21 protein-coding genes are annotated in these 24307 nt (G+C 71.3%); 10 read left to right on the forward strand and 11 right to left on the reverse strand.

The genetic code is table 11. The annotated features are described in order from the left end of the window. The first annotated feature begins 51 nt into the window (after window positions 1–51). From BUB97_RS10175 to BUB97_RS10190, 4 genes are all read left to right on the forward strand, one after another. Window positions 52–1341, forward strand: a complete 1290-nt coding sequence (locus BUB97_RS10175; protein ID WP_073134283.1) for an NHLP bacteriocin system secretion protein — start codon at window positions 52–54, stop codon at window positions 1339–1341. Further along, complete coding sequence (locus BUB97_RS10180; RefSeq protein WP_073134286.1) at window positions 1341–3491, forward strand: NHLP family bacteriocin export ABC transporter peptidase/permease/ATPase subunit; 2151 nt, start codon at window positions 1341–1343, stop codon at window positions 3489–3491. Before BUB97_RS10175 ends, BUB97_RS10180 begins: the two co-directional genes overlap by 1 nt. Before the next feature lie 26 nt (window positions 3492–3517). Then, window positions 3518–6457 carry an ATP-binding cassette domain-containing protein gene (locus BUB97_RS10185; RefSeq protein WP_073134288.1) on the forward strand — a complete coding sequence of 980 codons (2940 nt, stop codon included), beginning with the start codon at window positions 3518–3520 and terminating at the stop codon, window positions 6455–6457. A 342-nt stretch (window positions 6458–6799) separates the two neighbouring features. Next, the gene (locus tag BUB97_RS10190; protein ID WP_139281325.1) at window positions 6800–7312 is read left to right on the forward strand and encodes a hypothetical protein; all 513 of its coding nucleotides are present in this window, start codon (window positions 6800–6802) and stop codon (window positions 7310–7312) included. Window positions 7313–7999: 687 nt separating this feature from the next. Here BUB97_RS10190 and BUB97_RS25815 read toward each other — a convergent pair. The 8 genes from BUB97_RS25815 to BUB97_RS10225 all read right to left on the reverse strand — a co-directional run bounded on the left by BUB97_RS25815 (window position 8000) and on the right by BUB97_RS10225 (window position 14946). Continuing rightward, window positions 8000–8272 carry a hypothetical protein gene (locus BUB97_RS25815; protein WP_073134293.1) on the reverse strand — a complete coding sequence of 91 codons (273 nt, stop codon included), beginning with the start codon at window positions 8270–8272 and terminating at the stop codon, window positions 8000–8002. A gap of 672 nt (window positions 8273–8944) precedes the next feature. Next, window positions 8945–9214: a winged helix-turn-helix domain-containing protein gene (locus tag BUB97_RS27385; protein ID WP_338141777.1), complete on the reverse strand. Its 270-nt coding sequence runs from the start codon at window positions 9212–9214 to the stop codon at window positions 8945–8947. A gap of 24 nt (window positions 9215–9238) precedes the next feature. Continuing rightward, a complete protein-coding gene (locus BUB97_RS27390; protein WP_338141778.1) occupies window positions 9239–9661 on the reverse strand; it encodes a response regulator in 423 nt (140 codons plus the stop codon). A gap of 121 nt (window positions 9662–9782) precedes the next feature. Continuing rightward, window positions 9783–10592, reverse strand: a complete 810-nt coding sequence (locus BUB97_RS10205) for an NAD-dependent protein deacetylase (protein ID WP_217659616.1) — start codon at window positions 10590–10592, stop codon at window positions 9783–9785. A 105-nt stretch (window positions 10593–10697) separates the two neighbouring features. Further along, the gene (locus BUB97_RS10210) at window positions 10698–11426 is read right to left on the reverse strand and encodes a DUF2270 domain-containing protein (RefSeq protein WP_086062096.1); all 729 of its coding nucleotides are present in this window, start codon (window positions 11424–11426) and stop codon (window positions 10698–10700) included. A 369-nt stretch (window positions 11427–11795) separates the two neighbouring features. Next, window positions 11796–12776 carry a Bug family tripartite tricarboxylate transporter substrate binding protein gene (locus BUB97_RS10215; protein ID WP_073134298.1) on the reverse strand — a complete coding sequence of 327 codons (981 nt, stop codon included), beginning with the start codon at window positions 12774–12776 and terminating at the stop codon, window positions 11796–11798. 24 nt (window positions 12777–12800) lie between these two features. After that, window positions 12801–14357, reverse strand: a complete 1557-nt coding sequence (locus BUB97_RS10220; RefSeq protein WP_073134300.1) for a rhodanese-like domain-containing protein — start codon at window positions 14355–14357, stop codon at window positions 12801–12803. Window position 14358: 1 nt separating this feature from the next. After that, window positions 14359–14946 (reverse strand): cysteine dioxygenase family protein, encoded by a 588-nt coding sequence (locus tag BUB97_RS10225; RefSeq protein WP_073134303.1) that lies wholly within the window; start codon window positions 14944–14946, stop codon window positions 14359–14361. A gap of 302 nt (window positions 14947–15248) precedes the next feature. On the opposite strand from BUB97_RS10225, the gene BUB97_RS10230 reads away from it, so the two are divergent. Next, window positions 15249–16235 carry a Bug family tripartite tricarboxylate transporter substrate binding protein gene (locus tag BUB97_RS10230; protein WP_073134306.1) on the forward strand — a complete coding sequence of 329 codons (987 nt, stop codon included), beginning with the start codon at window positions 15249–15251 and terminating at the stop codon, window positions 16233–16235. 13 nt (window positions 16236–16248) lie between these two features. Here the strand turns inward: BUB97_RS10230 and BUB97_RS10235 are convergent, their stop codons facing one another. Further along, window positions 16249–17094, reverse strand: coding sequence for a LysR substrate-binding domain-containing protein (locus BUB97_RS10235; RefSeq protein ID WP_073134308.1), 846 nt, complete (start codon window positions 17092–17094; stop codon window positions 16249–16251). A 178-nt stretch (window positions 17095–17272) separates the two neighbouring features. On the opposite strand from BUB97_RS10235, the gene BUB97_RS10240 reads away from it, so the two are divergent. The 5 genes from BUB97_RS10240 to BUB97_RS10260 all read left to right on the forward strand — a co-directional run bounded on the left by BUB97_RS10240 (window position 17273) and on the right by BUB97_RS10260 (window position 22395). Then, window positions 17273–18286 carry a M14 family metallopeptidase gene (locus tag BUB97_RS10240; protein WP_073134311.1) on the forward strand — a complete coding sequence of 338 codons (1014 nt, stop codon included), beginning with the start codon at window positions 17273–17275 and terminating at the stop codon, window positions 18284–18286. 107 nt (window positions 18287–18393) lie between these two features. Then, window positions 18394–19380 carry a Bug family tripartite tricarboxylate transporter substrate binding protein gene (locus BUB97_RS10245; RefSeq protein ID WP_073134313.1) on the forward strand — a complete coding sequence of 329 codons (987 nt, stop codon included), beginning with the start codon at window positions 18394–18396 and terminating at the stop codon, window positions 19378–19380. Between the two features lie 395 nt (window positions 19381–19775). Next, window positions 19776–20687, forward strand: coding sequence for a cupin domain-containing protein (locus BUB97_RS10250; RefSeq protein WP_073134316.1), 912 nt, complete (start codon window positions 19776–19778; stop codon window positions 20685–20687). A gap of 14 nt (window positions 20688–20701) precedes the next feature. Beyond that, on the forward strand, window positions 20702–21628 hold the full coding sequence (locus tag BUB97_RS10255; protein ID WP_073134318.1) for a DUF6282 family protein: 927 nt from the start codon (window positions 20702–20704) through the stop codon (window positions 21626–21628). A gap of 11 nt (window positions 21629–21639) precedes the next feature. Then, window positions 21640–22395, forward strand: a complete 756-nt coding sequence (locus BUB97_RS10260) for an HpcH/HpaI aldolase family protein (protein ID WP_073134320.1) — start codon at window positions 21640–21642, stop codon at window positions 22393–22395. Window positions 22396–22424: 29 nt separating this feature from the next. On the opposite strand, the gene BUB97_RS10265 is transcribed toward BUB97_RS10260, so the two are convergent. Both BUB97_RS10265 and BUB97_RS10270 read right to left on the reverse strand, forming a co-directional pair. Next, window positions 22425–23213 (reverse strand): IclR family transcriptional regulator domain-containing protein, encoded by a 789-nt coding sequence (locus BUB97_RS10265; protein ID WP_073134323.1) that lies wholly within the window; start codon window positions 23211–23213, stop codon window positions 22425–22427. Continuing rightward, window positions 23210–24226, reverse strand: a complete 1017-nt coding sequence (locus BUB97_RS10270; protein ID WP_073134326.1) for an NAD(P)H-quinone oxidoreductase — start codon at window positions 24224–24226, stop codon at window positions 23210–23212. The genes BUB97_RS10265 and BUB97_RS10270 overlap by 4 nt, the downstream gene beginning before the upstream one ends. Window positions 24227–24307 lie beyond the last annotated feature (81 nt).

A 24307-nucleotide genomic window follows, 5' to 3' on the forward strand; every position in this document is an offset into this window, starting at 1 on the left:
GTCGCAAGAAGCCGGCGCTGCCGGGTGTCCCCGCAAGGCTTCCGCCCCGGCATGTCGTCGCCTCCCCTCTTCCGCAGCCAGGCCGTCGCTGAGGCCTCGGCGCCTGACCGCTATGACGAGCCCTTGCGCGTCATGCGCCCCTGGACCTGGGTCGTGGGAGGAATGCTGCTGGCGCTGACGGTGATCGGCGTGGTCTGGTCGGCCTTCGTGGAGGTGCCGATCAAGGTGGCCGGCCGCGGAATCCTTCTTCCCTCCGGCGGCATCGTGGACATCGTGGCCGATACGGATGGCAGGATCGACCACCTTCTCGCGCGTCCGGGCGACCGGGTGCGGGCTGGCCAGGCCGTGGCCGTGGTGGATCAGTCCGAGATCCGCCTGCAGCTGGCCCTGGCTGAGGGCCAGGCCGCGGATGCGCTGCGCCACCGGCGCGAACTGGCTGCGTTTCATCAGCGCGAGGCGGCGGCGGGAGACGCCTTCCGTGCTGCGAGGGATACCTCCCTGGCGGGCAACTTACGGATGCTCGACGAGCGCCTGGGCATGATGACGCAGCGCGAGGATGTACTCCGAGGGCTGATGCAGCAGAACCTCATCAACCGTGATCGCGCGCTCTACGCCCGGGTCGAGGTCCTTCAGCTTCGCGAGCAGATGGCGGCCGCCCGGAACGAGCGGGAACAGCTCTCCCTGGACCAGGCGCTGAAGCGGACCCAGCAGGAGCGCGAGGCGCTGGAGGCCGAGCGGCGCGTGGACGAAACGAGCCGGCAGGTCGAGGCGCTCCGCACGCGGCTGGACCGGCTGGGCGAGGTGCTGTCCCCCTATTCCGGCACGGTGGTGGAGCAGAAGGCGAATGCGGGCCAGGTCGTCGCCCGTGGCGCGGCGCTGCTCACCATCGAACGTGACCCCGAGGGTGGGCGGGAGGCGCCGGTGGCCGTGATCTATGTCACCGCCCAGGACGGCAAGCGGCTTTTCCCGGGCCTTGCCGTCGAGGTTTCGCCCTCCTCCACGCGGCGGGAGGAGGATGGCTTCGTGCATGGGCGCGTCACCCGCGTCTCCCATGTCCCGGCCTCCTCCGCCGGGCTTTTGCGGACGCTGCAGAACGACCAGCTCGTGCGCAACTTCACCACGGAGCTGGGCGCCCCCTTCGAGGTGGAGGTGGCGCTCGACGCCGACCGCACGACCCGCAGCGGCCTGCGCTGGTCCACGGGCCGGGGCCCCGACTTCCCGGTTGAATCCGGCACGCTGGCCGAGGCGGAGGTGACCGTGCGTTCGGTCCGTCTGCTCGGCCTCGGCTTTCCCGCGCTCCGCGGCCTGCTCACGCGCCCCGCCGAGGCCGCCCGCTCCTGATGCCTGGCTGGACGAAGCGCCGGGCTCGCACGCCAACGGTTCTGCAGATGGAGGCGGCCGAGTGCGGGGCCGCCGCGCTGGGCATCGTTCTCGGCCATCACGGCCGCTGGGTCACGCTGGAGGAGTTGCGCACCGCCTGCGGCGTCTCCCGCGACGGCAGCCGCGCGAGCCACATCGCCGAGGCCGCTCGCGGCTACGGGCTGGCCGTCGAGGCCTTCCGCATCGAGCCGGCGGACCTCGCCGGCCTGCCCATGCCGCTCGTCGCCCATTGGGGCATGAACCACTTCGTCGTGGTGGAGGGGAGCGGGCACAGCGGCACCTGGATCAACGACCCCGCCAGCGGCCCCCGCCGCGTGTCGATGGAGGAGCTGGACCGGAACCTGAGCGGCGTGGTGCTGACGATGCGCCCCGGCGAGGCGTTCCGCCGCGGCGGCGAGCGCCCCCGGGTGCTGCGCGGGCTGCTGCACCGCCTGAAGGGCAGCGGCGCCGCCTTCGGTTTCCTCCTGGGCCTCAGTCTGCTGCTGACGGTCCCCGCCCTGCTGGTGCCGGCCTTCTCGCAGGTCTTCGTGGACGACATCCTGGTGGGCCAGTTCGATTCCTGGCTGCCGCCCCTGCTCTGGGGCATGGGGGGCACCGCGCTCGCGATGGGGCTCATCACCTGGCTCCAGCTCGACCTCCTGCTGCGGCTCGAGACGCGCCTCTCCATAGACGGTTCCGCTGCCTTCCTGCGGCGCCTGGTCCAGCTTCCCGTCTCGTTCTTCGCCCAGCGCCACCCCGGCGACATCGCCGGACGCGTGATGCTGAACGATCGCGTGGCGCGTCTTGTCTCGGGCGATGCGGGGCGCGGCCTGCTCGGGCTTGTCACCGCGCTGGCCTATGCCGCCGCCATGGCGGCCTATGCGCCGGGGCTTGCCGCCGTGGTGGTGGGGGCCGCGGCCGCGAACATCCTCGCCCTCATGCTGCTCGGCCGTTCCATGGCCGACGACAACCAGCGTCTGCTCTCGCGCACCCTTCGTTCGGAGGGGCTCGCGCGCGGCGGGTTGCGGATGATGGAAACCTATCGCGCGGCCGGTGCGGAGGACCAGCTCCTCGCCCAGGTGGCGGGAACCCGGGCGGGAGCGGCCAATATCGCCCAGCGCCTCGCCGTACGCCGCGCCCTGCTGGAGGGGCTGCCGGCCTTCTCCGCCGTACTGGCCGCCGCCGCCGTGCTGGTGCTTGGCGGGGGGCGCATCATGGATGGCACGATGAGCGTCGGGCAGCTCGTCGCCTTCCAGGCGCTCGCCATGGGGTTCATGGGGCCGGTGGCCCAGCTGGTCGGCGTGGCGGCCCAGATGCAGGACGCCCGCGCCAACCTCACCCTGCTGGAGGACACGCTGCTCCACCCCCGCGCGCCGGAGTTCGCGGCGGCGGCGGCGGTCCGCCTCGCGCCCCTTCCGGGCCATGTGGAGCTGCGTGACGTGACCTTCGGCCACAGCCGCCTCGCTCCGCCGCTGCTCGACGGGGTCTCGCTCCGCATCGAGCCAGGGCGGCGCCTCGGGATTGTCGGCGGCTCCGGCTCGGGCAAGTCCACCCTCGCCCTCCTGATCGCCGGCCTTTACCGCCCCTGGGCGGGCGAGGTCCGGATCGACGGCCTTGCCATATCGGATATCCCGCGCTCCACCCTGCGGCAGGAGGTTGCGGTGGTGGACCAGGCCGGCTTCCTCTTCGACGGCACGGTGCGCGACAACATCGCCCTTTGGGACCCCACCCTCGCGGACGAGCGCCTGGTGGAAAGCGCGCGCGATGCCGCGATCCATGACGAGATCCTCGCGCGCCGGGGTGGCTATGCCGGCGCCGTTGCGGAGGAGGGGCGGAACTGGTCGGGCGGGCAGCGGGCCCGGATGGAACTGGCCCGCGCCCTCGCGACTGAGCCGTCGATCCTGGTGCTGGACGAGGCCACCGCCGCGCTCGACAACCGTGCCGAGGCGCAGGTCATGGCCAATCTCCGGCGCCGCGGCTGTACCATGGTGGTGATCGCCCACCGCCTGGCCCTGGTGCGCGACTGCGACGAGGTGATCGTCATGGAGGCCGGCCGCATCGTTCAGCGCGGCCAGCCGGAGGCGCTGGCGGCCGAGGACGGGCCGTTCCGCGCCATGCTGGCGAGCGCCTAGCGGTGGCCGGAATTTCCGCGTCAGCAGTGCCGCCTGGGCCGGCGGGGAGGGATTCCAGCCCGCCCGAGCCCCGCACGACCGCCCCTGGGGACGGGTCCTTCGACCTGCCCGTCCACGCGCCGCTGCGGCTGGACGATCCCGGGGCGCGGTGGATCGTGGAGGCCGGGAGCGTCGCCCTCTTCGTCCTGCGGGCGGCCTCTGGCCCGGCGCAGGAGGGTGCGCGGCGCTATCTGGGCGCCATCCCGCAGGGGGGGCTGGTCTGCGGCCTGGGCGAGGACCTGGCGGGCAACACCGTGATAGCCGTCGGAAGCGCCGGCACGCGGATGCGCCCGCTTCTCCTCTCGTCTGGGCCGGCCGGGCCGGCCGCGGATGAGGTGGCGGTGCTGGGGGCCGCGATCGATATCTGGGCGCGGGCGCTGGCTGATGGGATCGGCCGCCCCCTTCAGCCTCGGCCGCGGGCGGATGTCGCTGCCCTTCCCGATGGCCGGCGTCTGCGCCTTTCCGCCGGCATGGTGGTGACGGCGGGTGCCGGTCCGCTCTGGCTGCGCCTCAATGCCGGCGAGTGGCTGCTTCTCGGGCTGGAGCGGCTGGACGGGCTCGTTCCTCTTCCGATGGGTGCCTGGCTCACCTGCGGCGGAGGCGTTTGCCGCCCCATGTCGGCCGCCGAGGCCGTCCGCGCCTCCGACTGGGAGGAGGGGCTGAGTGCGTTCAACGCCGCCCTGCTGGAGGCGCTTCCCGCCGTCCTCGCGCTGGAAGCGGCCGATGCGCTGAACCGGCGCCGGCTGCGGGAGGCCCGCGAGGCCGAGGCCTTGTCCCGCCAGGGCGATGCCTTCGGCGCCGTACTCGGCAATGCCCCGGCCCGGGCCGGCATCTCGGACGCTGACCCGCTCATGCCGGTGTTCGGCGCCGTCGCCGCTCATCTGGGGGTCGAGGCGCGCCGCCCCGTGCGTGTCCGCGCCATCGATGTCGACGCCACCTCCACGCTGGAGGAGCTCGCCCGCGCCTCCGGCCTGCGCCTGCGCCCCGTGCGGCTGGAGCCAGGCTGGTGGCGCGCGGATCATGGCCCGCTCTTCGTCCGGCGAGGGGACGGTGCCGTGGTCGGCCTCCTGCCCGAGCGGGGCGGCTACCGCCTCTGCTCCCCCGAGCATCCCTCCGGCGCGCGGCTGGATCCGGCGGCCGCCGCCTCCCTGAGCCCCACGGCCTGGGCACCCCTCGTCCCGCTGCCCCGCAAGAAGCTCGGCCTGTCCGACCTGCTCGGTGCCGGCATGCGCCATGCGGCGGGCGACGCGTCGGCCATCCTGGCCACGTTGCTGATCGGCGCCGCGCTGGGCCAGGCCGTGCCCATGGCGACGGGTCTTGCCTTCACCCTGCTCATCCCGGGCGGCCATCTCTCCGAACTCGCCCAGCTCGGCCTTGCCCTCGTGCTGGTCGCGGCTGTTTCCTGGGCAGTGGGCCTGGGCGGGGAGGTCGCGCGCCAGCGGATCGAGGCCCGCGCCGGCCCGGCTCTCCACGCCGCCATCTGGGACCGCGTGATCCGCCTTCCGCTCGCCGTGCTCAATCGCCAGACGGTGGGCGAGACCGCGGCGCGCGCCGGCGCGGCCATCTCGCTCGCCACGCAGATCCGGGCGCTTGGCTTCGCCGCTGTTTCCTCGGTGGCGGTGGTCCTTTCCTCGGCTGTCGTGATGCTCCTGTTCCAGCCGCTTGCGGCCTCGGTCGGCCTTGGCCTGCTGGTTCTGCAGATGGCGGCCGCCAACCTCGCCGGCTGGCTCCAGGGGCGCGCCTATGCTTCGGGCGAGGCCCTTTCCGGCCTGGCCGACGCCATGGTGCTGCAGATCATCTCCGGCCTCGTGAAGCTGCGCCTCGCTGGCGCCGAGGCCCGTGTGGAGGCGATCTGGGCCGAGCGCTTCGCCGGGATGCGCCGTCGTCTCGTCGCCGCGCGCCGCATCGGCAATGGCTACGACGCCTTCGCGACCGCCTATGGCGTCCTCTCCACCGCCGGCGCCTTCCTCATCATCGCTCTCCTGCAGCGCGTGGAGCCGGGCCGGGCGGCGCCCTCCCTGGCCTCGGTCATGACCTTCCTTTCCGCCTATGGCCTGATGATGGGTGCGGGAACGCAGCTTGCGAAAGCCGTCTTCTCCCTGTGGTTCCTCCTCCCGACGCGCCGCTTCGCGCAGCCCCTGCTCGACACGCTGCCGGAGCCCGAGACCGGGCGCGTCGATCCCGGCCGGCTCAGCGGGGCGCTCGCGCTATCCGGCATCACCTTCCGCTACGGCCCGTCGGAGCCCTGGATCTTCCAGGGCCTGGATCTGAAGGTGGAAGCCGGGGAGTTCGTCGCCATCACGGGCCGCTCCGGTGCGGGCAAGTCCACCCTGGTGCGGCTCCTTCTCGGCCTGGAGGAGCCTGTGGCCGGTGCCATCTACCTCGACGGCCATGACCTGAGGGGGTTGGAGACGGGGGCGGTGCGGCGCCAGGTCGGCACGGTGGTCCAGGCCGGCAGGCTCCCTCCGGGCAGCTTGCGCGACGCCGTGCGCGGGACCACCGGCACCGACGATGCCGCCGTCTGGGCCGCGCTTGAGCGCGCCGCGCTGGCCGGCGAGGTGCGGGCCATGCCGATGGGGCTGGAGACGATGCTGACCGACGCGGCCCGTGTCCTCTCCGGCGGCCAGGCGCAGCGCCTTCTCCTCGCCCGCGCTTTCCTTCAGAAGCCCGCTCTCCTGATCCTGGATGAGGCGACGAGCGCGCTCGACAACATCACGCAGGAGGCGACGATGCGGGCGATCAGGACCATGCCGGCGACGCGCCTGGTCATTGCCCACCGTCTTTCCACCATCCGCCATGCTGACCGCATCGTCGTGCTCGATAACGGGCGGATCGTGGAGAGCGGCCGCTTCCAGGACCTGATCGGGCGGCGGAACGGACTCTTCGCGCAGCAGTTCGCCGAGGAGGCGCGCTGGCGGCAGCCATGACGGACCCACTGCAGGGTTGGTCGACGGTTCGGGCTACCAAATTAGGGCGTTGTAACCGCAAGCCTTCTCCGGCCACCTCTCGCCCAGAGCTGGCGTTCCCGTCGCCCACCCGGTCCGGCCTTCAAGCGTCTCCTCGGCTCCGGGCTTCGCGTTTGGGCACGTGCCGCTTCGATGAGGAAGGGTAGGGCTACCCCGTGCCGCACGCTCTGAACTGTCGCGGCGGAACACGAAACGCGAGGGACAATCCCGTCCGCCTATCCAAACGGATGGGGCGGCGATCGTTCTCCTGTGGCTAATCCGGCTCGGACACGGCTCAGACCGTGCCGCCGAAGGACCCGCTCGATGCCCCGTCGCAGCCGCACGGCCGTCGCTCCCTCTGCTGCCAGGGCGGGCGCCACCCCGCCCCGCCTCCGACATGGGTGGCTGCGGAAGGTGCAGGGCCGCCTGCTCGCCACTTGGCGCCTCTGGTCCTACCGGCCTGAGCAGCACTATCTGCGCGGCCCATCGCGACGTGATCTCATGGTGCTGGTGCTTCTCGCGGGAGCGACGCAGGCCGTCCCGGCTCCTGCAGCCGCGGATGCAGCGTTGTGGCTTTCCGCCGTGACCGGGCGGCCGAGCCTGTCCCTGGTGCGGCGCGACGGGCCGAGCGCCCTGTCGGTACGGCCAGCCTTTGCCGACGCCTGTGACTTGGCTCTGGAACGTGGCGCCAGCCGGCGCGTGTTCCTGACCTCGGATCCTTCCGGGAATCCGATGCCGCACACGGCGACGATGGCCTGCCACGAGAGCCGCGGCGTCGGCCCTCGGCTGCTGCTCCACGAACCGCTCCAGCTACGCGGCCCGGTGTGGTTCCTGTGAGCCCCGGCCCCGTAAACCGCGGCGATGCCACGCGTGGCTCTCAGGACGAAGGGCTTTGGACCTCGCCACCGGCCACGATGGTGTGGCTTCCCACCCTCCCGCCCGGTATCCTCGTCCGGCATGGCGAAACACCGCCGGAGACGGATGACGCTGGAGAGGAATGAGAAGCTGCAGCATCGGCCGGCCGCCAGCGGAGGGTCATCGCGTTAGAGGAGCGGCAGCACCGTCCTCGATCGCGGCTCCCTCGGCGCCGAGCCCTGGTCGTAGAGATCAGGTGCGTGGAATGGCTCCTACCTTGCCGGCATCCGCCGGGGCTTCCCGGCCTCGCTAGCCTGGCGGCCGCCGACGCTAGGCATGTACAGCCTGGCCGAGACGGTCGGCGGCCTCCTTCAACGCCGGGAGGGCATGCCCGGAATGGCCGAGCACGAAGCCGTCCGGCCCTCCTGGCACGATCCGTGTTTCCGAGAGGAGTCGCCCCTCCACCCCGGCGGCGCCTCGTATCCTTTTCTGCTGCGTCCGGAGGCAGTTCCCGAGGCAGTGTGGCGACCAGATGCAGGCCCTGGTCGGGTACCCTTACTCCAAGCATCCCGGCGGATGCCCGCATGAGGCTCGCAGCCAGGAGGTCGCGGGCGGCGCGGTAGCGTGAGCGCATCCGGCGGACATGCTCGGCGAAGTCACCGCCTGTGATCAGCTGCGCCAGTGGCCCTTCCAGCACGCCCGGCGGGAATCGGTCGGCCATGGTCCGGGCGGCGACAGCCCGGGCGACGAGGGCAGGAGGCAGGAGGCAGGAGGCAGGAGGCAGGAGGCAGGAGGCAGGACCACGTAGCCGATCCGCAGGCCCGGGAAGAGCGTCCTGGAGAAGGCGCCGAAGTAGATCACGCGCCCCCGGCCATCGATGCCGGCGAGCGCCGTGAGCGGCGCTCCGGCGAGGCGGAACTCGCTGTTGTGGTCGTCCTCCAACACCCAGGATCCGGTCTCGTGCGCGGTGCCTGCGGTCGGTCCTGAAGCGGCGCGCGGCCGCGGCCAGGCGCTCTATCGGAAGGGCCAGGTTGCGCGCCGTGACCATGGCGAGCGCCAGGACGGAGGCGAATGCGAAGCAAAGCTCCAGCGCGCCGCGCACGCCGGAGTTGAGGCCCCAGGTCCATTCCGGGACGGTGAAGATCAGCCAGGAACGGTCGAGGAGCTGGATTCCCATGAAGTAGGTTTCCGCGTTGCGGCCCGGTTCGAAGCGGAAGCGGGCCTCGTCCATCTCCGGGCTGTCTGAGGCGAAGAAGATCACCGTGCGCGAGGGGCTGCCGAGAAGTGGCTGCAGGATCGAAAGCGCCTCGTCGAAATTTCCGCGCAGCCGCTCCGTGACCCGGAGCGGTGTCTCGCCCGGGTACCAGGTCAGCCGGTACTCCGCCGTTCCCGCCACGGCCGCGATGGCCGGCCGCTTCTCCGGGGGCAGGGCCTCGATGATCCGCACCGCGGTGGCGGCGCTGTTCAGCAGGCCGGACTCCAGCAGCGACGGCCGGACCCACACTCCGGCAAAGCTCACGAACAGCGTGTTCATCAGCAGCGTTGTGCCGAAGGCGAGCAGGATGGTCGAGACGAACCTCCGGGCGATGGTATCGCTCAGCCAGCGTTGCAGGCTCATGTGCGCCGCACCGGGGCTGTCAGGATGTAGCCTCCGTTGCGCACGGTCCGGATCAGTTCGGGGCTCTTCGGGTCCTCCTCCAGCTTGCCGCGAAGACGGCTGACCTGCACGTCGATGCTGCGGTCGAAGCTTGCGCTGGCTTCGCCGTGAAGGACGTCCAGCAGCATGTCACGCGTCAGCACGCGCTGCGGGCGCTCGGCGAAGGCCAGGAGCAGGTCGAACTCGCGGGCCGACAGGAAGACGAGGGTGTTGTCGTCCGAACGCAACCCCGGCCGCGTGACGTCGAGCCATCAGCGGCCGAAGCTGAGCATCGGCCGCTGGTCCTTGGGCTGTGCGGGCGTCTCGGAGCGGCGAAGCACCGCCTTGATCCGTGCGAGGAGCTCCCGCGCGTTGAAGGGCTTCGTGATGTAGTCGTCGGCGCCGATCTCCAGGCCGACAACCCGGTCGGTGTGCTCGCCCATCGCGGTGAGCATGATCACCGGGACGGAGGATGTGGCGCGGAGACGGCGGCACAGGTCGAAGCCATTCTCTCCCTGCAGCGTCACGTCAAGGATGACGACGCTCATAGCCTGGGTTTCCAGCAAGGAGAACATCTCCTCGCCCCGGCGCGCTACGGCGACCGTGCAGGCGTGGTTCTGCAGGAACTGCGTCAGCAGCGAGAGGATGTCCTCGTCGTCATCCACGATCAAACGTGCGGCATCGTCGTCATCCATGTCCTTCTACCGCGAGGGGGCGCACCGCGCTATCCAGCGTGGTGGGCGCGAAAAGGGTGTTCCGGTGCGCCAGCGCGCGGAGGCGCTGCAGGGGTGTGCTGGCCATGATGTCGGGGCCCGACTACAGCAGAAAGGCGAGAGCTTCGTCACAGGGCTGCTCCACCTTGAGCGTGAGCAGGTCATCGGCCCGGGTGCGGCCCAGGTTCACCGCGGCCACGGGCTTTCCGGCCCTGGCGGCCGCTTGCACGAAGCGGAAGCCCGAATAGACCATCAGCGAGGAGCCGATGACGAGGACCGCGTCGGCTTCGTCGAGCGCCCCGCGGGCAGCATCAATCCGCTCTCGCGGCACGCACTCACCGAAGAACACGACGTCGGGCTTCAGCACGCCGCCGCAGGATGGACAGGGTGGGACGGCGAATTCGGCGAAATCCGCGGCCTCAAGGTCGGCGTCACCATCCGGCGCCGCCGCGGCCCCCCGCTCCGCCCAGCCAGGGTTCAGCTGGATCAGCTCCGCCTGCATCCTCTCGCGAGGGATCGTCTCGCCGCAGCGGGTGCACCGGACCCGGTCCAGCCGGCCATGCAGGTCCACCACCCGGCTGCTGCCGGCGGCCTGGTGGAGGCGATCGACATTCTGGGTGAGCAGGAACTCGCTCTTGCCCTGGGCCTCAAGCCGGGCGAGGGCGAGGTGGGCCCGGTTCGGGCGCACCCGGCCGAAGCGGCGCCAGCCGACGAGGCTGCGCGCCCAGTACCGCTGCCGGGCCTCCGCACCCGCCATGAAGACCTGGAAGGTCATGGGCTGGGCCCGCTTCCACTGGCCGGCGGCGTCGCGGTAGTCGGGGATGCCGGCGCTGGTGCTGCAGCCGGCCCCGGTCAGCACGAAGATGCGCCGGTGGCGAGCGATGAAGTCCTGTAGAGGCGCTCTGTCGTCCATGGGGCGCATGTAGGATCGGGTGCGAGCAACGGCTACGGGGGCGGCTCCGGCATGCCGGTGGTCCGTCCGCCCGGGCTGCGCGGCGGCACGGACCCGGGGCGGGCGTCATACATGGACGTCCCCATGCGCCAGCTCGCCACCCGTCTCGCGTGGGCGGAACCTGGCGTAGGTCAGCCAGCCGTAGAAGACGAGGACCGCGAGGAGCACGGCCCAGCCCGGGACAGGGCCGAGCGCCACGTTCTCGATCAACCCCGGCACGGGCCTTTCCGGATCCACCGGAGCCGCGTCCAGCAGGAGCCAGGAGGAGCTGATCTTCAGGATCCAGGCGGCCAGCAGCACCAGGAACATCCAGAAGTAGTTCCGCCGCAGCCGGCGGGAGATGGCGGTTCGTTTCGAGATGAAGAAGCGCGGCTCGCGCAGGTCCTCCCCGATCAGCCGTGTCCAATCGCCGGTTTCCTCCGGACGGGGCGCGAAGAACTGCGCGTAGTAGTTCCGCTCCAGCCGCCGGACCCGGGTCCTGTAGACGTCGAAGAAGCGGTAGCGCCGCGCCTCGATCGAGAGCAGGAGCATCACCAACACCATGGCGAAGAGCAGCACGCCGTGATGCGCCGAGGGGGTCGAGAGCGAGACGGAGAGCATCCCGGCGACCACCGTGATGGCCCAGTTCGTCGTGCGGTCGATCCGGTCCCTCCAGCCCGTCATGCGCCCGATCTCGGCGCGGTGGAAATGCGCGAGCACCGTGATCGCCTCGCCCGGGCTCCTGGGAAGCGGAATGGCCGAGTGTCCGCCCGTCTCCTCGTCGCCCGCCCGACTGCCCTGCGGAGCGTTCGTCATGGCCACCTCTGGCATCTAGAATAGAAGCACATGGTCGCCTCCCCCATTTTCCGGCCCCTCGCCGAAGGTGGGGGCGGTGCCCCGATGCGGCCGGTCACGCCAGGGCGCTTGGCGGGAGCGCCCGACCAGGGCGGTCCTGTCCCAGCCGGTGGGCCGAGGCCGGCCCAGCATAGCAAGGCGCACCGCCTCCGATAGGCTGCGGGCCTGCAACCTGATCATTGGAATGGAGCGGTGGACCTCGGCGGTGCAGGCAGGCGGCGAGTGTCTCGGACAGCACGAAGGCGTCCGATCCCACGTAGCCTGCCTGCCTGCCTGCCTGCCTGCCTGCCTGCCGCGCCCCGCCCCGTTGGGGAACCCTGACGGCCCCTCTCAGTCGGCTCGGATCCCCGTCTCCCGGATGAGCCTGGCCCAGCGGCGTAGGTTGTTGTCGATCAGCTCCGCCAGCGCCTCCGGCGGGCCGCCGACCGGCTCGAAGCCCACCTCCTCCAGGCGCGCGCGCAGCGCAGGCTCCTCCAGCACGGCGTTGCAGGCGCGGTTCATCTCCGCCACCACCTCCGCGGCGGTGCCTGCGGGGAAGAGCACGCCCTCCCAGTTCGTCACCTCGAAATCCGGGTAGCCGAGCTCCGCCATGGTCGGCACCTCCGGCAGGGCCCGGGCCCTCTCGCGCGTGCTGACGGCGAGCGGGACTAGGGCGCTGCTGCGGATATGCGGCACCACGGGCGCGGCGGTGACCCAGAGGGCGTCCACATGACCGGCCAGCACGTCCGACACGGCGGGCCCGCCTCCCCGGTAGGGCACATGGGTCCAGCGCCGCCGCGTCATCACCTGCATCAGTGCCCCGGCGAGGTGACCACTGCTGGCATTGCCGGGGGAGGCGATGTTGAGCCGTCCGCCCCGCTGCTCCGCCTCGGCCAGGAGGCCGCCGAAATCCCTCACGCCCAGGGAAGGGTGTGCCACCAGCACCTGCGGCGCGCGGCAGAGCAGGACCGAGGGCACGAAGTTGCGCCGGGCATCCCAGGTGACGGTCTGGAGCGCCGGGTTCACCGTCAGCACGTCGGAGGCGACCAGGGCCGTGTAGCCGTCCGGCGCCGCGCGGGCGACGAGGTCGATCCCGATATTGCCCGCCGCGCCACCCCGGTTCTCCACCACGACAGGCGCGCCGAGGCGGGGCTGGAGCCGTTCCGCGACCTGCCGGGTGAGCAGGTCCACACTGCCGCCGGCCGCGAGCGGCACGATGAAACGGACCGGTCGGTCCGGCCAGGCGGCGAGGGCCGGGCGCGCGAGCGCCATGCCGGCACCAAGCCCGAGCACGCCCCGCCGGCCCCACGCCGTCACTTTTTTGCTTTGCATGGACGTCTCCTCCCTGCCGCCAGCTCAGCCTGGCGGCAGGAAGCGCCAGGCGGCGCGTTCCCGATCGTCGAGCTTGCCGATCAGCCCGAGCTCCCAGGCCAGGTACTGCCGCGCCGCCGCCTTGTTGCCGCTGTGCCGGTCATGCACGAAGAACAGGAAGTCGATGCAGGCGGCATCCGGCGGGTCCTGCGGTGTCGCCTCCACCGCGAGGCCGGCGGCCCGCCAAGCGGCCGGGTCCGCCCTGTGCCAATGGGTCGCGGCGATGCCGCGTTCCGCCAGATCCAGCGCGGCCAGTTGCGCCACGCCCTCCTCCGCCGCGATCAGGAGGAACGGCCCGGAAGGGGAGGGCACCCGGTCCAGCCGCGGGCGGATCGCCCAGTGCGCCCCGGCGAGGTGCCCGGCCCGGAAGGCCATGGAGGGACGCAGGTCGAGCAGCGTGGCGCCCGCCTCAGCCAGCCCCGGGGCATCGAGCGGCAGGAGGGCCGGGAGGTTCGGCCGCAGGGCGGGGGGCGGTGCGGGCAGGGTCGCGGCGAGCCCCTCGGACAGCACGAAGGCGTCCCACCCCATCTGGCGCAGCCAGGCCGCCATCATGGGCGCGCGCACGCCCTCGCCGTCGAACAGGACCAGCCGGGCGCCGCGCACCCCGACATATTGATCCGTCGCCTGCAGGAGCTGGCCGCCCGGCGTCGATTGCGCGCCGGGCAGGCTGCCGGCGGCAAACTCCTCCGGTGTCCGCACGTCGCAGAGGAAGGTGGTGCGGGTGGCATCGCGCATCCACGCCGCGAGCGTCGCGACGCTGACGCCTTCGGCACCGGCCCGCGCGGCATGGGAGGCTGCCCGGGCCTGCGCCGCGACCAAGTCCCCGGCCGGCGCCGGGTAGAGCCGGTCCGCGCCGTGGTCGAGGGGCAGGTCGGCGAGGTACCAGCCCTGGGTGCCGTTCTCCAGCGCCAGGACAGGGTTGGGCACGCCGAAATGCCGCAGCGTCTGCGCCCCGATGATGCTGCGCGTGCGTCCCGCGCAGTTCACCACGATCGTCGTCTCCGGATCGGGCGCCAGGGCCGCGATGCGAAGCGGCAGCTCCCCGTTCGGGCAGCAGATGCTGCCGGGGATGGTCATCTTCCGGTATTCGTCCACCGGACGGCCATCCAGCACGACGAGCTTCTCCCCACGCGCCTGCCGTGCCGCCAGTTCCGGCGCGCTGATATGCGGCGTGTGGTAGACGTGCTCCGCCATTTCGCCGAAGGACTTGCTCGGTACGTTCACGCCGGCGAAGAGCTCGTATCCCGCGGCCTTCCAGGCGGCGGCCCCGCCCTCCAGCGCGTGCACCGCGGCATAGCCCATCGCCTCCATCCGTGATGCGGAGCGGGTGGCCACGCCGTCCCCGGCGTCGAGGAGGACGACCCGCGTGGCCGGGCGCGGCACCAGCCGGCCGACCTCCAACTCCAGCCGGGAATAGGGAAGCGGGACGGCGTAGAAGGGATGGCCCTCGCCGTACTGGCCGTGCTCCCGCACATCGAGCAGCGCGATCTCCGCGCCGTCGTGCAGCCAGGCCTTGAGCGTTGGGGCGTCGACCAGCTGCATTTCAGCGCTTCGTCTGCACGCCGATCGGCATCGGCTTCACGGTCTTCGCCGCCACGTCATAGGTCACGCGCTCGCTCAGCGTCTCCAGGGCGCGGCCGTAGAGGTGCAGATGGCGGATGGGGCGGTCGCCCACGATGTCGACGGAGTGGATGTCGTCCGGCATCAGCGCAATGCCGCTGCCGGCCTTCACCACGATCAGCTCCTTCCTCTCCAGCTCGGCATGGCCGGGTTGGGTCCCGTCATCCAGCCGGTTCCAGACGGTGTTGTGCTCCTCGCCCTCCACGCCCGCGATGCAGGCCCAGGTGGTGTGGTCGTGCGGCGGGATCTTCCGGCCGGGCAGCATGGAGTTGAGATAGAGCGCGTAGGTCTGGTCCGGGTCTTCCGCGATGAGGTAGCGCGCCTGACGCGTGTCCTCGCCGGGGGAGGGAAACTCCTCGGCCGGCCAGAGCTCGGGCCGGGCGGCGAGGCCCTTCAGCACCTCCAGCACCTGGTTGAGCGTCGGCCGGTCCAGCGCGCGGCCCCCGATCAGATCCCTGACCTGACCGATGGCCCGGCCCACCGCCTCCTGGCGTTCCGCCTTGATCGACATTCCCGTTCTCCCGGCTTTCGGACCTTCTGGGTTGAGCATGTCCGGGGAGCCCGAACAAACGCATTCGCCAGCGAGGACACATCATGGGAGCTAATGTTGGGGCTCCCGGCAGGTGGCATGCGCCCGCGGGTCGGTTGGGCGCCGCGCGTTCGGTGTGGCTATCGCGAAGCCGTCTCCGGCGTCGATCGGCGGCCATATCAGCGGGGCTAATGGGTATCGCGTGCAGAATCCGTTTGTCCGCCGGATCGTCTCGCGCCACCAATCATGGCGGATGGACGGGTGTTTCCCCGACAGGAGGAACGATGGCTTACGAACACGGCCGCAGGGCCCTTCTCCTGGCCGCACCGGCGATCCTCATGGCGCGGCCCTCCTCCGCGCAGGGGGGCTGGGCGCCGTCCCGGCCGCTGCGCCTCATCGTCCCCTTCGCCCCGGGGGGGTCGACCGACGTCGCCGCGCGCATTCTCGCGGAGCGCATGGGGGAGAGGCTGGGCCAGCCCGTCATCGTCGAGAACCGCGCGGGCGCGGGTGGCGCGATCGGAACCGAGGCCGTGGCGCGGGCCGCGCCGGACGGCCACACGCTGCTGCTCGGCACCAATGGCGTGATGACCATCGCGCCGCATCTCGGCCTGATGCGGAGCGTGAACATCGGGCGGGACCTCGCGCCCGTCTCCCTTGCCTTCCGCACGGACATCCTCGTCGTGGTGCCCGCCAGCCTGCCGGCCCGCACCCTTCCCGAGTTCCTCGCGCTGGCCCGGGCGAAGCCGGGCGGGATATCCTACGGCTCCAGCGGGGTGGGCACGGCGACCCACATCTTCACCGAGGTCTTTGCCGGCGCCGCGGGGGTCCAGCTGACCCATGTGCCCTATCGCGGCAGCGGCCAGGCGATGAGCGACCTGATGGCGGGCACCATCCAGCTCCTCCTCGACCAGCCTGCCTCCTCCATCGCGCCGATCCGGGAGGGCAGCCTGCGCGCCCTCGCCTCCACCGGCCACAAGCGCAACCCGCTGCTGCCGGACGTGCCCACCGTGGCCGAGATGGGGCTGCAGGGGGCCGAGAGCACGTCCTGGGGTGCCATCATGGCACCGGCCGGCACCCCGGGGCCCGCCGCCGAGCGGATCAGCCTGGCCATCCGCGAGGCCGTGGCCCGGCCCGAAACCGCGCGCCGCCTCACCCAGGCCGGGCTGGACGGGGAGGTTTCCTCCCCCGCGGAGCTGGGGGCCTTCATCCGGGCCGAGACCGAGCGGCTGGGCGAGGTGATCCGGCAACGGAACATCCGCCTGGACGGATGATCGCTCCGCGCCGTCAGAACGCGACGTCGGACAGCCCGTCGAAGACCCGGCGCGCCGCCTCTCCGCTGCCTGTGCGCAGGAACAGGGAGAAGGTGACGTTGGGCAGGGGCGGCAGCCCGTCCGCCTCGCTCAGGACCCGCAGCTCCGGCGTCAGCATCTCGATGTTGCGCGCCGTGACCCCCAGCCCGGCCCGGACGGCCGCGCGGATGGCGCCGAGGTTGAGGCTGAGATAGGCGAGGTGCCAGGGGCAGCCGGCGCGGTCGAGCGCGTCGATCGCCAGGCCACGGAACAGGCTCGGTTCGTTGGACAGGACCAGGGGCAGCGGCGCGTCGCGCCGGTGCGCGAAGTCCGCGCTGCAGAACCACACGGTGGGGGAACGGCGGAGCACCAGGCGTGGAAAGCTGCGGTGGTCCCGCGTCGTGATGGCCAGGTCCAGCTCGCCGCGCTCCAGCTCCTCCATCAGGAAGGGGCTGCGGCCCGTGCGGATCTCCAGCAGGATGTTGCGGTGGCCCCGGGCGATGCGGCCGAGCAGGGCCGGGAGCATGCTGTCCACGACGTCGTTGTTCGCGCCGAGGCGCACCACCTCGGTCGGGCCTCCCGGGCCAAGGGCGGCGTTGGCCTCGTCGTTGAGGGCGACCAGGCGGCGCGCATAGGTCAGCAGGCGGAGCCCGTCCTCGGTCAGGCGCTTGTGGCGGCCGTCCCGTCCGAAAAGGGCGCGGCCCGTCACCGCCTCCAGCCGCTGCATCTGCTGGCTGACGGCGGATTGGGTGCGGTGGACCCTGCTGGCCGCGCCGGCGAAGCTGCCGGCATCCGCCACGGCCACGAAGCTTCGGAGCAGGTCGAGGTCGAGGTTGCGCATCACGGCGTTATCATCAGTTCCTCTAATGTGTATCGGGTCCAGAATGCGCTTGTCACCCGTCCCGGCCCGTAAAATCATAAGCTGGACGAGGTGATGAGTGCGGCAATGGGGCTGAACGCCATATGGGCGGAGCCGCGGCCGCGCCTGTCCCGCAAGCCCGAGTGAAGCTGGAGAGACGATGCAGGACTTCCCGACGGCCTTCGCCAAGCTCACGCCGGGCCGCCACAAGGCACGGATTCCCCTGGGGACGGGTGCGAGTGGGACGGAGCTGGGCATCCCGGTCGCCATCCTGCGTGGGGCGAAGCCGGGACCGTGCCTCTGGATCAACGGACAGGTGCATGGTGACGAGCTGAACGGTTTGCTCGCCGCCTTCGACCTGCTGGATTCGATCGACCCGGCCGCGCTCTCCGGCAGCATCGTGCTGAGTACGACGGCCAATCCCTTCGCGCTGGATGCGCGGCGCAAGCGCACGCCGGCGGATGAGGAGGACCTGGACCAGTCCTATCCCGGCCGCGCGGACGGATTGCCGACGCAGCGTCTCGCGGCCGCGCTCTTTTCGCATGTGGCGGAGCATGCCGACGTCACCGTCTGCATGCACACGGTCGGCACGCCCTACGATGGCCGCCCCTATGCCGTCTACAAGCTTCACCCGGAGAGCGGCGTGAGCGAGGCCGAGCTTCTGCGGCTGACGGCGCATTTCTCGCCCGCCATTTCGTGCCGGATGTCGGTGGCGGCGGGCGGGGCGGAGCTGCCCGGCAACATCGCCGGCGCGCTCGACTACCAGCTCCTCGCCCGCGGGCGCAAAGCCTTCATGCTGGAGGTCGGCGGCGGCGGCCGGGCGGAAGCGCCCTTCATCGCCGCAGCGACCGCCGGGCTGCGTGGGCTGGCCACCTCGATGGGGATGCTCGGCCGCGACGCGCCCGCCCTGCCGCGCACCATCCTGCGCGCGACGCGGCGCGGGCACCTCACCTGCAGCCATGGCGGCTTCGCGCAGACCACGGTGACGCCCGGCAGCGTGGTGAAGGCCGGCGAGCCGATCCTGCGGATCCGGAACGCCTGGGGCGAGTTGGTGGAAACCGTGACCCAGGACAGGGATGTCTTCGTGATCGCGCTTCGCCGCGATCCCGTGATGCAGTCGGGCGACCGTGCGGCCTTCGTCGCCTGGGAATGGGACGAAGTGACCATCGGTTGACGGGAAGAAGGATCCGGCCCGTGCCGCACCTCAGGGGGCCGCGGCATGAAGGCGGGACAGACTGCGCCAGAAACAACGGCATCCGATTGAACGAGGATGTTTCAGCCATGCAGCCCATTCGTCACCCCATCACGCGCCGCTCCCTCGGTGCGCTCGCCGGCGCGGCGCTGGCGCGCCCGGCGCTGGCGCAGGAGCCATGGCCCAGCCGGCCCATCAGCCTTGTCGTGACCTATGCCCCGGGCGGCTCGGCGGACGTGCTCGCGCGGCTGATCGCGCCCGGGATGGGCAAGGCACTGGGTACCACCGTCGTGGTGGAGAACCGGGCGGGCGGCGGCGGCATTGTCGGCTCCGACTACGTCGCCCGCGCGGCGCCGGATGGCCATGTGATCCAGATCGGCGCGGTGAGCTCTCATGCCATCGCGAAGCAGCTCTTCGGCGCGCGGCTGCCTTATGACCCGCAGCGCAGCTTCACGCCGGTCTCGATGATCCTCAGCCAGCCCAACGTGCTGCTGATCGGCAACCACGTCCCGGCCCGCAATGCGGAGGAGTTCGTGCGTTGGGGCAAGGCCCAGCGACCCGTGCTGTTCGGCACGGCGGGCGTCGGCTCCTCCAACCATCTCAGCGGCGCGATGATCGGCGACGCCTTCGGGATCCGGATGGAGCACGTGCCCTATCGCAGCGGCGGCCAGGCGCTGTCGGACCTGATGGCGGGGAACGTGCACGGGGTGGTGGACAACATCGTGACCGCCGCGCCGCTGGTGAAGGACGGGCGGGCGCGGGCGATCGGCGTGACCTCCGCTGGCCGGTCCGGCCTGTTACCCGACGTGCCGAGCTTCCGCGAGGCGGGCGCGCCGGATTTCGACCTTGTCTCCTGGCAGGCCCTTTACGGGCCGGCGGGCATCCCGGCGGAGCGGACGGCGCGGCTGAACGTGGCGCTTCGTGAGGCGCTGGCGGACCCGACCGTGCGCACCCGGCTGACGGAGGCCGGCGCGGCCATCTCGCCGGGCTCGCCCGAGGAGCTGGCGCGGTTCATGGAGGCGGAGATCCCGAAGTGGAGCCGCCTTGTCGTGCTCTCCGGTGCCACGCCGGACTGACCAATGGGGCTTGCCCCCGGGCACTGGCAGGCTCATCGCCCAGTTCCTCGGGCCTGCCCACGGGCTCCCGCGACGGAGGCCCTGACGAGGGCCGGTCAGGGTCTTTGCCGGCAGGATGACGCCCCCGCGCCGTTGTGCTTCCTCGACGGCAATTCCGCATCCCGGAAAGCGAGCAGATTCGGGACGATGTTCTGAGGGACAGGGGTAAGCTGCCCCCCGTCAACCACGCAACGGCGCCTTGGCAAACAGGGCGCCGCCATGGACGGGGGCCGCGAGCTGCAAGCGCCAGTTCGCGCCGCTCAAGCCGGGAAGGCCGCCCATAGCCGCCTCGAACGATGCGCGCTTGCGCAGACGCGCGGCGCAGCCGGTCGGCGTGAACGAGAGGATGCTTGACCATGTACGATCAATCCGACCCGCGCGCCGCCCTGCCGACGTCGGGGACGGGTCCCGCCTTGCCGTCCGGCGGCTATGCGCCTCCGAGCTATGTGAAGTTCTATGAAAGGCCGCCCGAGGACGAGGACGCCCAGGGGCAGAGCTGGTACGCGCGTGGCCAGAACTTCGTGGTCGTCTACACCCTCGCCCGCGATGGCGCGCGCTTCGAGCGCAGCGGCCAGAAGGATGAGTATGTCCTGATCCTGCCCGATTCCGGCACCGCCGCGCGGGTCACCGCGAATGGCGAGGAGCAGGATTGCGCGGGCGAGGCGGTCGTCTTCGTGCCGCCGGGCGACAGCAGCATCGAAATCCGGGGCGGGGGACGAATTGTGCGTCTTTTCACCGCGCTCTCCGAAGACCTTGTCGCGCGCTGCCCGAACAATGGCGCCTATGCGGCCCCGAACCCTCTGATCCCGCCGTTCAAGCCTTGGCCCGCGCCGCCAGGCGGGTATCGCATCCGGCGCTACGGGCTGGATGTGCAGGTGGAGCCCGGGCGCTTCGGGCGGATCTTTCGCGGCTCCACCTTCATGGTGAACTATCTCGACCCCCGGCACGAGCCGCGCGACATCACGAAGCTCTCGCCGCATCACCACGACGATTTCGAGCAGTGCTCGCTCGCCCTCGATGGCGAGTTCATCCACGACCTGCGCTGGCCCTGGACGCCCAACATGAACCACTGGCGGGAGGACGAGCACGAATTCTGTGCTTCCCCCTCGGTCGCCGTGATCCCGCCGCCCTCCATCCACACCACCCGCGCCCAGCTCCACGGGCTGAACCAGCTGGTGGACATCTTCTGCCCGCCCCGGATGGACTTCTCCAGGAAGCCGGGCTGGGTGCTGAACGCTGACGACTATCCGATGCCCGACGGGGCCTGAGCAGGACAAGAACGATGAGCGAAACCGTCGAAGAGAACCTGGCCCGGGACGCGGAGGCGGCGGAGCTTCTCGTCGGCGCCGTTGACCTGCACTGCCACAGCGGCCCGGCCGCCATGCCGCGGATCCTCGATCACCACGAGGCGCTGCTGGATTGTGCCGCGGCGAAGTTCCGCGCGCTGCTCTACAAGGACCATTTCTACCTGGGCACCGCGCATGCGATCCTGCTCGAGAAGCTGTTTCCCGAGCTTGGCGTGCAGCTCTTCTCCGGCATCGCGCTGAACAATGCCTCCGGCGGCATCAATCCTCACGCGGTGGACCATGCGGCGAAGCTCGGGGCGAAGATCGTCTGGATGCCGACCCTCTCGGCCGCGAACCATATCGAGCAGGTCCATGGGCAGGGCAAGACCTTCCCGAAGACGTCGAAGAAGATGCTTGACCCGCTGCCCCTGCGGGCGACCGACGCCAATGGCGAATTGCTGGACGACACCAAGCGTGTGCTCGACGTCATCGCCGAGGCGGACATCATTCTCGCCGGAGGGCACCTGGATGCCGCGGAGATGATCAAGGTGTTCGAGGAGGCGAAGCGCCGGGGCGTGAACCGCCTTCTTGTCAACCACCCGACCTACATGATCGGCTGCACCGACGACGACATCCGTGAGCTCGTCTCGATCGGCGCCCATATCGAGCACTCCATCTGCATGTGGGTCGAGGGGAAGTCGAAGAAGTTCACGCCGGAGGAGCTCTTGCACCTGATCGAGGTAGCGGGAGTGGACCGTACGATCCTCTCCTCCGATCTCGGGCTGGTGGGCTCGCCCCGGCCCGTGGAGGGCTTCCGTCAGGTCGTCCGGCTGCTGCTCGACCAGCAGGTGCCGAAGGCCGATATCCGCAAGTTGGTCTCGTCGAACGCGGCGCGCCTGCTCGGCCTCGACGCCGCGGCCTGAGGGGGATCACGATGCCCGACAGCTTCAAGGACCGGATGCGCCGGGGCGACCGCCTGCTGGGCTTCTTCATCGGCACCCCCTCGGCCGCGACGGTGGAGATGGTGGGGCTCTGCGGCTACGACTTCGTCATCATCGACACCGAGCACGGCCCGGCGGACATCGAGGCGATCGAGAACATGCTGCGCGCGGCCGCCATGCACGGGATGGCCGGGCTGGTGCGGGTGCCCGACGGATCGGTGGCGAGCATCCAGCGGGTGCTGGACGCCGGCGCGGACGGGATCCTCGTGCCACACGTCTCCAGCGCCGCCATCGCGCGGGAGGTGGTCGAGCGCGCCCTGTATGCGCCGGAAGGCAAGCGCGGCGTGGCGCTGTCGCGCTCCTCCGCCTATGGGACGGGCGACAGCAAGGCGTATTACGCGACGCGGAACCGGCACACCATGGTGATCATCATGGTGGAGGACGCGGAGGCACTTCCCGTGGTGGACGAGATCGTCTCGGTGCCCGGGATCGATGCGGTGTTCATCGGCCCCGGCGACCTCGGGGCTTCGCTCGGCCATGCGGGGGATATCAGGCACCCTGTGGTGCAGGAGGCGGTGTCCCGCATCGCGGAAGCGGCGAAGCGGGCCGGGGTGGCGCGGGCGACGGTCGGGCGCACCGCCGAGGACGTTCTCCGGCTGGAGGCGGCGGGCATGGGCATGGTGTGCTTCAACAGCACGGCGATGCTGGTGGCGGCGATGCAGGCCCTGAAGGCCGAGCTGGCACGATAGGGGGGCGGCTGGTCGCCTTGGCGGGAGCTTCAGGGCGGCTCGGCGCCGCGTTGGAGCCGTTCCATCGAGACGACGATCTCCCGGCTCGCCTCCTTCAGCGCCGGCACGAGTTCCTCGGTGAGGACGCGGTGGTTCACTGCGGAGCGGAAGTAGCTGAGGCCGATCGTGCCGGCGACCGATCCGCCGAGGGAGATCGGCACCGCCACGGTGTCGGAGGAGCGCGGCTCCACCTTCGGGTCGCGTTGCGCATAGCCCTGCTGGCGCGCGATGGCGACGATGCCGCGGATGACGCGCTCCAGGTTCGGCGGCGTGTCCTCCGGGTCGGCGGAGGCCGCGAGCATCCGGAGGAGGATGCGCCGTTCCGCATCCGGGCACCAGGCGAGGTAGGCGCGGCCAAGGGCACGGGTGACGAGGCTGAGATGCGACCCGACCGTGCTGTGGAAGGGCGACACCGCGCTATCCGCGATGGTGCTGACGCTGATGGCCATGCGCGCACCGTCCAGCACGGCGATGGCGGCGGGCCAGCGCAGGCGCCGCGTCAGGTCCGCGGCCCAGGGGCGCCCGGCCTCCGCCACCAGGGGGCCGCCATGATAGCCGGCGCTGAGGGAGAGGACGTCGGAGGTGACCTGGTAGCCGAGGCCGCGGCTTGCCTTCGTCGCCAGCCCGGCGACGGTCAGCGTGTTGAGGAGGCGCATGATTGTCGGCTTGGGCAGGCCGGTGGCGCGGTACAGCTCCTCCACGGTGGTGCTGCGCTGCCGGTTTAGCTCCTTCAGGATCGAAAGGGCGCGGAGGACGGACTGGACAGGCGGGTCGCTCAGGGAGAGGGCTCCGGCACGGTCGCGGCGAGGGGGGAGACGGTCAGCACCAGTTTGCCGATCTGCGCGTTCGCGTCGAGCACGGACTGCGCGGCGGCGGCCTCCTCCAGCGGGTGGGTGCCGCAGATATGGCTGCGGATGCGGCCCTCCTCCAGCAGCGGCCAGACCTGCTCCACCAGCTCGTGCGCGATCCGGCCTTTATAGGCGGGCGGGCGGCCGCGCAGGGTGGAGCCGGTCAGGGTCAGGCGACGGATGTAGATGTCGCGCGTGCTGATCTCCGCGCGTGGGGCGCGGTGGCTGGCGATGAGGGCGAGGCGGCCATCGGTGGCGAGGAGCCCCAACTCGACCGGAACATAGTCGCCGCCCTGGCCGTCAAGGATCACGTCCATGCCGCGGCCCTGCGTCAGCGCGCGCAGCTGCTCGGGCCAGTCGGCCTCACGGTAGTCCACCACATAATGGGCGCCGTATTCGAGGCAGACGGCGCGCTTCCCGGCGGAGCTGCTCGTCGCGAGGACGGTGGCGCCGCGCAGGTGCCGCGCCATCTGGATCGCGGCGAGCCCGACGCCGCTGGTGCCGCCCTGGACGAGAAGCGTCTCCCCCTCGGCCAGCCGGCCGAGCCAGAAGACGTTGTTCCAGGCGGTGAAGAACACCTCTGGCAGCGTCGCCGCCTGGGCGAAGGAGAGGCCGCGCGGAACCGGCATGCATTGGGGGGCGGGAACGGCGCAGAACTCGGCATAGCCGCCGCCGGCGACGAGGGCACAAACGGCGTCCCCGGGCCGCGGCCAGGCAATCCCGGGCGCGGCACTCTCCACGATGCCGGCGACGTCCAGGCCGGGGATGTCGGTGACGCCGGGCGGCGGCGGGTAGAGGCCCTTGCGCTGCTGCACGTCCGGCCGATTCACGCCGGCGGCGGCGACGCGGACCAGCACCTCGCCCGGGCCGCATTCCGGCACCGGCCTCTCCGTCAGCGCCAGCACCTCCGGTCCGCCATGCCCCCGGATCTCGATCGCCCGCATCCGCCATCCTTCGCGTCAACGCTCTTCGGGGAGGGTGGAGGCTAGGACGGGCCGGCCGGGCGTGCTGCGCGCAGGCCGCTG

It is taken from the genome of Muricoccus roseus (genome assembly GCF_900141905.1).
GTDB lineage: Bacteria > Pseudomonadota > Alphaproteobacteria > Acetobacterales > Acetobacteraceae > Roseomonas > Roseomonas rosea.